This is a genomic window from Sulfurimonas sp. (genome assembly GCF_028713515.1).
Lineage (GTDB): Bacteria > Campylobacterota > Campylobacteria > Campylobacterales > Sulfurimonadaceae > Sulfurimonas.
In genome coordinates this window covers 216,862-226,484 of sequence record NZ_JAQTOD010000004.1, presented here as the reverse complement: position 1 = coordinate 226,484, position 9,623 = coordinate 216,862, and the positions used below count along the sequence as shown (strand labels likewise).

The 9,623-nt window shown below is 34.9% G+C and carries 11 protein-coding genes; 2 read left to right on the top strand and 9 right to left on the bottom strand.

The window, feature by feature from the left end:
- Nucleotides 1–234: 234 nt before the first annotated feature.
- From mnmA to aroQ, 9 genes are read right to left on the bottom strand one after another with little or no spacing between them, the layout of a single operon-like run.
- Nucleotides 235–1,287, bottom strand: a complete 1,053-nt coding sequence (gene mnmA, locus PHV22_RS09640) for a tRNA 2-thiouridine(34) synthase MnmA (protein ID WP_295020664.1) — start codon at nt 1,285–1,287, stop codon at nt 235–237.
- Between the two features lie 4 nt (nt 1,288–1,291).
- Nucleotides 1,292–2,140 (bottom strand): flagellar motor switch protein FliY, encoded by an 849-nt coding sequence (gene fliY, locus PHV22_RS09635; RefSeq protein ID WP_367187087.1) that lies wholly within the window; start codon nt 2,138–2,140, stop codon nt 1,292–1,294.
- An 8-nt stretch (nt 2,141–2,148) separates the two neighbouring features.
- Nucleotides 2,149–3,273: a flagellar motor switch protein FliM gene (gene fliM, locus PHV22_RS09630; protein WP_295020656.1), complete on the bottom strand. Its 1,125-nt coding sequence runs from the start codon at nt 3,271–3,273 to the stop codon at nt 2,149–2,151.
- A gap of 1 nt (nt 3,274) precedes the next feature.
- A complete protein-coding gene (locus tag PHV22_RS09625) occupies nt 3,275–3,958 on the bottom strand; it encodes an RNA polymerase sigma factor FliA (RefSeq protein WP_295020654.1) in 684 nt (227 codons plus the stop codon).
- On the bottom strand, nt 3,955–4,287 hold the full coding sequence (locus PHV22_RS09620; RefSeq protein WP_295020652.1) for a hypothetical protein: 333 nt from the start codon (nt 4,285–4,287) through the stop codon (nt 3,955–3,957). The genes PHV22_RS09625 and PHV22_RS09620 overlap by 4 nt, the downstream gene beginning before the upstream one ends.
- Before the next feature lie 22 nt (nt 4,288–4,309).
- Complete coding sequence (locus PHV22_RS09615) at nt 4,310–5,185, bottom strand: P-loop NTPase (protein WP_295020650.1); 876 nt, start codon at nt 5,183–5,185, stop codon at nt 4,310–4,312.
- A complete protein-coding gene (gene flhF, locus PHV22_RS09610) occupies nt 5,182–6,453 on the bottom strand; it encodes a flagellar biosynthesis protein FlhF (protein WP_299947369.1) in 1,272 nt (423 codons plus the stop codon). Before flhF ends, PHV22_RS09615 begins: the two co-directional genes overlap by 4 nt.
- Entirely contained in the window at nt 6,450–6,938 is a 489-nt protein-coding gene (folK, locus tag PHV22_RS09605) for a 2-amino-4-hydroxy-6-hydroxymethyldihydropteridine diphosphokinase (RefSeq protein ID WP_295020647.1), read from the bottom strand. The genes flhF and folK overlap by 4 nt, the downstream gene beginning before the upstream one ends.
- Nucleotides 6,939–7,421: a type II 3-dehydroquinate dehydratase gene (gene aroQ, locus PHV22_RS09600; protein WP_295020645.1), complete on the bottom strand. Its 483-nt coding sequence runs from the start codon at nt 7,419–7,421 to the stop codon at nt 6,939–6,941.
- 88 nt (nt 7,422–7,509) lie between these two features.
- Between aroQ and PHV22_RS09595 the strand changes: the two genes are divergently transcribed.
- Together PHV22_RS09595 and sppA are read left to right on the top strand one after the other, a co-directional pair.
- Nucleotides 7,510–8,730 carry a metal-dependent hydrolase gene (locus tag PHV22_RS09595; protein ID WP_295020643.1) on the top strand — a complete coding sequence of 407 codons (1,221 nt, stop codon included), beginning with the start codon at nt 7,510–7,512 and terminating at the stop codon, nt 8,728–8,730.
- The gene (sppA, locus tag PHV22_RS09590) at nt 8,730–9,599 is read left to right on the top strand and encodes a signal peptide peptidase SppA (RefSeq protein ID WP_295020641.1); all 870 of its coding nucleotides are present in this window, start codon (nt 8,730–8,732) and stop codon (nt 9,597–9,599) included. The genes PHV22_RS09595 and sppA overlap by 1 nt, the downstream gene beginning before the upstream one ends.
- Nucleotides 9,600–9,623 lie beyond the last annotated feature (24 nt).

Genomic DNA, 9,623 nt, shown 5'->3' with positions numbered 1-9,623 from the left:
CTAAGTAAACTTGTTACGAATAAAAAACTTAACAACTTTTGAAAAAGTTATTAGTCGTTCGTTCTATTTACTTGCTTAGTTTTCAATGATCTCAAACGAAGTTATTTCGGCTCTTCTAGAGCGTTACGCCTAAACTTTAGGTCGCTTTGTTTGTGGATGGGAATTATAGGTAAGAGTTGCTTAGAGAGGGCTTAATTGGTGGGGGGAATTGGGAATGTTTGTTATTTTCTCATATTAACGGGCAGCATCTTCTATCCAGCCGCCGCCAATCAATCTATTATCATCATAAAAAACAGCGGCTTGACCAACCGCTACACCGAAAACACTCTCTTTTAATGTCACAAATGCTTTATCATTTTTTATAATAACATGACAAGAAACTGCTTTTGTTCTGTACCTCAGCTTCACCGTTGTATCAAACTCTTTCTCATCAGTATAAAGGTTCAGATCACCAAGTATTACGCTATTACATTCTAGTTCCTCTTTCTTTCCTACTGTTATTTGATTATTTTTAGGATCTATGCTTATAACAAAGTGTGGATCATGCGCACCTTTAACACTAAAACCTCTTCTTTTCCCTATTGTATAGTGCATAAAACCCTTGTGCTCACCAACAATATTGCCATCAATGTCAAGGACTTTGCCCACATTATCTACCTCAACATAATCTTTAAGTAAATCTGTATATGTCGTCTCAACAAAGCATATCTCTGATGACTCGCCCTGGGATGCAAATGACTCTAGACCCTTTATGGATAAAGCTAACTCTTTTATATCACTCTTTTTTTTATCTCCAAGCGGAAAGATAAGTCTTGGTAAAATATTTTTTTGTACATAAAAAAGAAAATAACTCTGATCTTTTGTATCGTCACTTGCTTCATAAAAATATTTTCCATCTGTCTTGATATAATGCCCAGTAGCTATAAAATCTGCTCCGATTGTATCTGCAAACTTTACCATTTCACCAAATTTTAGACTTCTATTGCATAAAGCACATGGATTTGGAGTTTTTCCCTCTGCATAAGTATCTATAAATGGTTTGAAAACTTTTTCATTAAAAATATCTTGAAGATCTAAGACATGGAGTTTGATGCCAACAAAATCAGCGGCCTTCTGGGCGCGAGCTAAATGAATCTCATGATATCCTGGTTTTGAGTGAAGTTTCATATAGAGACCCTCCACTTCATAGCCATCCTCTTTTAGTTGAAGTGCAGATATTGTAGAGTCAACGCCTCCGCTCATACCAACTAAAACTTTTTTATCACTCTGTTTTTTAATATTTTTCATTATTTTATGACTTTAGTTTATTTAGTCTTTCTCGCTTAGTACCAATAGAGGTAATCTGGATACCAAAGTTTCCATCAACAATTACAACTTCACCCTCTGCAATAACATGATCATCCACTAGAATTTCTAAAGGATCATTTGCTAACTGATTTAGTTCAATAACGGAACCGATATCCATATTTAAAACATCTTTTAGTAGCATTTTCTTTTTACCAATTCTCACTTTTACTGGGAGTTTCACATCCATAATAAGAGATATATTATTCATCTCATCACTATTTAAGTTTGCTATAGAACCCATGCCGTTTCCAGCTGAACTCTCTTTTGTCTCTTCATATATATCTTTTTTATTTGTACAAAATATTGACTCTTCCAGCTTACTATCTATGACAAACATAAAGAAAGACTTAATATCAGCTATTTGAAAATTATAGACAAACATTTTGCTATATTTTTCTAATGAAACCTCTTTGTTTTCTCCTATATATTCAACACCTTCTACATTAAAAGAGAGAATAGGAATCTCTTTTTGAGCAGATAAACTATTTGAAATAGCACCAAATATATTCGATACAATCTCTTTTATGGCATCTAAATCATCATTAGTTACATCTTCTCTGCTACTGTCTTCTTCCCCAAGCATCATATCAGCCAAAGAAGTGACAAGATTTGGTGTTAACGCAACCATTACTGATGCACTAACATCTCCGCTAACACTAATTTTCAACAGTACTATTGGCGGAATAATATTTGAAAGTATACTTAGCTCTTGCTCTTCCTTTAGGCTAATGGCTGGGGCCTGACCAATCAGTGCCTCAATAGTACCAACTGCCTCATCTACAAATAATTTCATAAAGCTACTCATCTTCTGTACCCCCCATCATCGCTGTTATCTTCATACTCATCTTCGTCTTCATCTTTCTGACTCATAATATTTTTTGCTCCAGATATTTTATCAAACCTTGCAACTTCAAAACTCTCTAGTGCTCTTTTTACTGCATCTTTTTCAGTATTAATCATTTCCGTTATCTGTATTGACTTTCTAAATCTTCTAAGCCCCATTTTTCCAAGAAATCTATCTTTTCCATCTACACACAGCATTACAATATCATCCGCCGCACTAGTCAGCTTTATTATATCTCCATTTTTAAGCTCAAGTATCTCACCAAGTGTCAAATCAACCTTGCCTAAAATTGCGCTTACATTAACTTGTGCGCCACCTAAAAGCACTTGAAGTTCTGTGTTTCTACTTTTTTTTGTACTTGTCTCATTGAGCATTAAATCTCTGCTTGCTAGCTTTGGTAAAATTGGCTCCAGTGAAATAACTGGATAACATATATTCATCATTCCAGAACTTTGTCCAACAGTAATTTCCATAACAACCATAACAACAATTTCATTTTGAGCAACAATCTGGACAACATTTGGACTTGTCTCTTTTGATTCAACAGTTGGATAAATATCCATAACTGCCGCCCAAGCCTCCTTTAGTGTACTCATCATGACTCTTAGAATTGTTTCAAAAAGGTTTAATTCTATGTCAGAAAATTCACGATTTGCATCAAATGGCTCACCTTTTCCTCCTAGAAGACGATCAAGCATTGGAAAAGCAATAGATGGATTTATCTCGATAATTCCATTACCTTCAAGTGGTTTAAATGAAAAAACATTAAAACTTGTTGGATTTGGTAGAGACATCAAAAACTCACCATATGTCATCTGATCTACGGAGTGAAGCTGTATCTCAACAATTGAGCGCATAATAGATGATATCTGTGAAGCTAGTGAACGAGCCATCTTATCATGAATTCCACGAAAAGCCCGAAGCTGCTCTTTTGATACCCTATTTGGTCTCTTAAAATCATAAAGAGTTATTTGTCTCTGCGATGGACGGCTCCCTTCCTCATCATTATCAAACTCCTCACCATCATCTTCTACAACATCTAAAAGGGCATCTATCTCTTCTTGTGAAAGTATATCTGCCATTTTATGCTCCTATACTTTCTTTTATTTTATGAATAACAGACTTATGAATTTGAGAAATTCTTGACTCAGTAATATCCAATATTTCACTTATTTCCTTAAGAGATAACTCTTCAAAATAGTAAAGCTGAATTATCAGCTGCTCTCTTTGTGGATACTGATTCAATACTTTTTTAATACTATTTATTAGCTCATCTTTTTCTATTGCTGCAATAGATGCACCCTCGTCACCAACTTGAAGTTGGTCATGAAGAGGCATTACGGAATATATGCCAGATGCAATTCTAGCTTCATGCACCTTATCTATATCTTCACACAAAATAGTTGCTAACTCCTCATCACTTAACTCCTCATCACTAGTTGCTCTATGCTCTTCTACTGCATAGTCAATGGCTTTCATGAGTTTTCTACAAGCACGACTTACGATATCCAAGCTTCTTAAATAGTCAAGCATTGCCCCGTAAACTCTTGTTTTTGCATAACCCCAAAACGAGTCATTGAGTTTCTCATCATATCTTCGTGCTAATTTTATAAGTTCTTCCGTTCCAATTGCCGATAAATCCATAAAATCAACAGAGCTAGGAAGTCTCTCTTTTAGTCTAAATGCCATAGCTTTTACTGCCGGTAAATACTGTATAGCTAGCTCATCTTCTTTATGTTTTAAATCCTGCGTATATGCATGAATCATATTCTTTTCTCATTATCTTTTGAATTAATTTGAATTGCAGCATCAACTATTTTTATAACATTATCTATTATTTTTTCTCTTTTATTTATTTCACTTGCCAAAATATCAAGTCTTCTTTCATGTATCTCTTTTGGAAAGGAAGAGATTTTTCCAACTGCTGTTCTATAGTAAAATGCAATTATTAGATGTGAGAAAAGGTAGAAAAATATAGTTATAAGAAGTGTATATGCCAAAAGACTCTCTGCGCTAAAAGATTTTAGTATACTAAAAACTATTCCAACGAAAAAGCCTTGAACAGTAAAAAAATAGACAAAATTTTCACCCAACATTGATATATACCTTAAGTTTATATTAGAAATGCTTAATCAAACGCTTAAATAGCCCCGATAATCCGCTCTCGCTAGGGGTGACTAGCATATCTCGTTCCAAAGTGCTATTTACAACATTTGCTATTGCCACTATATCCTGATAAACACTGGAAGCTTGATGAATTGAACTAAAGAGTGCTCTTTGTTTGACAGAAGATGAAACTTTTACATCACTATTTATTTTTCCCATTAATTTCAAATTTAACTTAGCCCCAATGTTTGCAAGAGCTACTTTTTTTATCTTCTCATAAACAGCGGAAGCCTCTTTTTCACTTTTTACTTGGTTCATTATAAGATAGATATCATCTCTTGTTGAAGCAATTGTTTTGATAGTTGCATAAGCATCAGTAATCGCTGCAGGGTCTGGAACAGTAACAACCACAACATCATCGGCTGCATCTGTAAACATTTTTATATGCTCACCTATTCCGGCTCCAGTATCAATTATCATAACATCTAATTTATCAAGTATCTCAGCTTCACTCATAAATCTCTCAAAAAGAGCTTTATCTGCGTATTTTAGTATCTCATCACCGCTCTCACCTGGAATAAGTATGAGATTTCTTGTTACTGGAATTAAAATTTCAGAAACAGTCGCTTCACCTTTTAGAACATGTAAAATATTTTTTTTGATTTTAACATTAAACATTACATCTAAGTTTGCAAGCCCGATATCTGCATCAAAGATGCCAACATTAAGCCCACTTTGAGAGAGGACAAATGCCAAGTTTGAGCTAATAGTGCTTTTTCCAACCCCACCTTTACCACTAGTAACAGCAATAAAACGAGTCTTTTTAGATCTTTTTTGAGAATTAGAAGCAATTAACTCTTCTAATTTTTTTGCTTGATTGCCTATCATGCTTTGCCCCTATTGAAGCCATTCAACAGACACTCAACCAAGAAATCACTACTAGCACAAACTAAATCTTCTGGAACCTCTTGTCCAACAGAGAAATAACTTATTGGTTTTTTTGTCTCGTATGCTAGAGAAAATATGTTTCCAAATCCTCTTGTCTCATCAAGTTTTGTAAACATCAAAGTATCTATACTTAAAGATGAAAAATTCTCATAAGTAGCTATCAAATCTTCATACTTTATGGAGCTTGGCATAACCAAAACAACATCTACGCTATGTTTAATATCGCTTCCGTCCAGACACTCATATATCTTCTCGATTTTTTTTCTATCATAAGGACTTGAACCCATCGTATCTATTAAAATATAGTCACAATGCTTTAGTGAATCAAGGGCGGTTGCAAATTCAGGTGGATCCACAACTGTCTCTATTGCTAATTTCATCATTCTTGCATATTGCATCAACTGCTCAACTGCACCTATTCTGTAGGTATCAAGAACAACCAAGCCTACTTTATATTTTTTTTCCATCAAGTAGGAGTATCTAGCTGCTAACTTCGCAACTGATGTTGTTTTTCCAACTCCGGTTGGACCAACAAGCATGATTACTTTTTTACTTCCACCAGAAGGAACACTCTCTAATCTAACTGGTACCATTTTTCTGAGTAGTGTTTGAAAATATCTTTTTACAGTAGATGAGTTTTCTCTCATTTTATATGGCATATGCTCTAGTGTCATACTCATAATTGTATCTACATGCTCTTTATTCATCCCACTCTGATAAGCAAGACGATATATCTCCGCAAACTCAGATGGGATTTGACTCTCTAGATTAGGCGCCCTTTCATCCCAAAACATATTTTGAATAATCTTGATTTTATCGCCTAATTTTGAGATTTCTGACTTTATCTCTTTTAGCTCTTTAGGCTCAATTAATGACTGTTGTTTTGGCTCTTGATAATCATAAAGTGGGTCTTTTACATCCGCAATTTTTGAAATTTGTCTAGCAGCACTTGAGATATCAAAAAGGACATCGGTGCTTTTTTGCGTAACAGATCTCTCATCTTTTGTGGTCTGCTTTACATTTTGATATGAGTTAAACGCTGAATCATTCTCCAAGCCCATAATAATCTCATAGACAGCTTCTCGTCCAAGAGATTTCTTTTGAATCTCTTTTGTATCAATATGAATCATTTGGCTATAGTTTATATCTAGCTTTGCTTTTTTAAGAGCTTCTGATGGGGTTTTGCCAGTAAAGGTTAATATTTTCATCTATAAATGTCCATTAATGGTATTTTCACACTCTCTCGCTCTTTATATTTTGGATGCGGAATCTGAAGTTTTGGTAGCTTAACTACTCTATTATCAAAAAAAATAATATCCAAATCTAGTGTCCTTGGAGCATCTTTAAAACTTCTTTTTCGTGAAAATCTCTTCTCTACCCTCATTAGATAATCTAAAAATCTAACTGGTTGCATAGTTGTTTTTAACACAACAATTGAATTAAAAAAGTCACTCTGTTCTACAAATCCAAAAGGAGGGTTTTGCAAAATAAGCGATATTTTTAGTAACTCAACTCTTGTGTCTCGCTTAAAATAGGCTAGCAGATGGCTGAATCTCCGTTTTACATCTCCGAGATTTCCACCGATACCTACCGTGGCGACATAACGATGAGAGCTTTTATTTCTATTTTTTACATTTTGGCGTAAGTTTTTAAAAGTTGTTAAATCACTACTCAACTCACGCTTTATGTACATCTAGTTTTGAGCTGATTCTGCTTGTTTTTGAGCTTCTCTAGCTACTTCAATATCACTCATAAACTGAAACATTCCAATCATTGCTAAGTGGTATCCAAAAGGACCAAATCCAACAATAGACGATGCGCAAACGGGAGCAATCATATTTGTTTTTCTAAACTCTTCGCGACGATAGATATTGCTTATATGCACTTCAATTGTTGGAAGATTTACAGCAGATATTGCATCACGAATCGCGATAGATGTATGAGTATAAGCTGCTGCATTTATAATAATTCCATCAGCATCGCCGTAACACTCCTGAATTTTGTCAACAAGTTCACCTTCAAGATTACTTTGAAAAAATTCAATTTCTGCACCATTTGTAGTAGCAAAATCTTTCATTTGAGCATGAATATGCTCTAGCTTCATCGAGCCGTATATCTGTTGTTCTCGTACTCCGAGCATATTTAAATTAGGTCCTTGTATAACCACTATTTTCATTTTTTTACCTTTTTGTTCAATACTTTTAAGCGGCTATTTTATCTAAATTAAGCATAATATATTTTAAATTTTAAAGAAAAGATTATAGATGCAAATTATAACACCAAACTATATTTTGACCCCAGACGAACTCCTCTCAAATGTATCTGTTGCGTTTGGCACAACAATTCAAAAAATAGCTCCACTTGATGAACTAATCAAAGAGTTTCCAGATGCCAAAATCACAACGCTTGAGAAAAATTCACTTTTAATGCCAGGGCTCATAAATGCTCATGTTCACCTAGAGTTTAGCGCCAACAGAACAGAACTCTCTTATGGGAATTTTATAAAGTGGCTCCACAGCGTTATAGAACATAGAGATGAGCTTATCTCAGGATGCGCAAATGAGTGCATGACAGCGGCGATCAACTCGATGCTAGAGTCTGGAATAACAACTTTTGGAGCCGTTAGCTCTTATGGAATGGACTTAGATGCTTGCTTTAATGCACCCCAAAATGTTATATATTTTAATGAAGTTATTGGCTCACAAGCTACTATGGCAGATATACTTTTTAATAATTTTTTAGCAAGGTTAGATACTTCAAAAGCTTCTGCTAGAGAGGGGTTTTACCCGGCTGTAGCTATTCACTCGCCCTACTCTGTTCATCCAATTTTAATAAAAAAAGCACTTCAGATTGTAAAAGATGAGAAGTTAAAACTGAGTGCTCACTTTATGGAGAGTGAAGCAGAGAGAAATTGGCTTGATAAAAACGAGGGCGAATTTAAAGAGTTTTTTGAAACACTCCTAAAACAAAATAGTAGCATTAGTGACTCACAAGAGTTTTTAAAAAACTTCAAGGATGAACCGATGCTACTAACTCATGCAGTAAAAGCAAACTATCAAGAGCTAGATGAGATATCTAAAAGTAAACACACTATCATCCACTGCCCTATTTCCAATAGACTTCTTGGTAATGGCGCACTTGATTTGTCTAAGTTGGATGAGAAAAATATCAGATGGATTTGTGCCACCGATGGGCTTAGTTCAAACTACAGACTAAATCTATTTGAAGAGATGAAATGCGCTCTTTTCATGCACTCAAATATGCCACTTAAAGAGTTAACAAAAAAATTAATTTTAAGTGTCACAAAAGATGCTTCCGATGCCTTAGGATTAAATTGTGGAGAAATCAAAGAGGGTAAAAATGCTGATATGATTGTGATTAATCTAGAGTCAGAGCCGAGCAACGAATTGGAACTTCATTTAATATTGCAAGGCTATAATGTCGAAAAAGTTTACATCAACGGAAAACTTAAAAAAGGTCAGTAATGCAATTTATAAAAAATATCTTTTCGCCGCTTATCTCTATAGTGAAGTTTATACAAGAAAACTTCAAGGCTATGCTCTTTTTACTTCTTGTTTTTCTTATTTTTGCACCAACTAGTGAAGATGAGTTAAAGACAAACAACTTAGAACAGATCTACCTGACTGGACCAATAATGGAGGTCTCTGAAGTTGTTGACCAGATTGAAAAAGCAACAAAAAACTCTTCCATAAAAGGAATTTTGTTAAATGTTGACTCTCCAGGTGGTTCAGTTTCGCCATCTATTGAAATCGCTTATGCAATAAAAAGAGCTAGAGCAGTTAAGCCTGTTGTTGTTTATGCAAGCGGAACAATTGCTAGTGGTAGCTACTATGCGAGTATTTGGGCAAATGAAATCATTGCAAATCCTGGTTCGATGGTTGGAAGCATTGGCGTTATTATGCAGGGAGCAAACTTCAGTGAGCTCATGAATAAAGTTGGGGTATCCACACAGACTGTTCAAGCTGGTAAATATAAACAAGTTGGAACGATGGATAGAAAATGGACGGATGATGAAGTTCAAGAGTTAAATAAAGTGATTGATGGGACCTATAAGATGTTTGTTTCAGATGTTGCAACTGCAAGACATCTAGACATAAACAATAGTACTAATTTTGCAAATGCTCATATCTTTACAGCAGAACAAGCCAGAGAAGTTGGATTGATAGACTCTCTTGGAGTTAGCTCTGATGCTAAAGCTAAACTAGCAAAACTAAGCAAAGTGACAAAACCAGTCTGGAACCAAGAGGATAAGTTTGAGAAACTGATGAAGAAAATCTCAGCACAAGCGGCAGTTACGCTTAGTACATACTTCCCACCTCTAGTGTTAAAATAGATATAAATAGTAAACTCTAGCGGT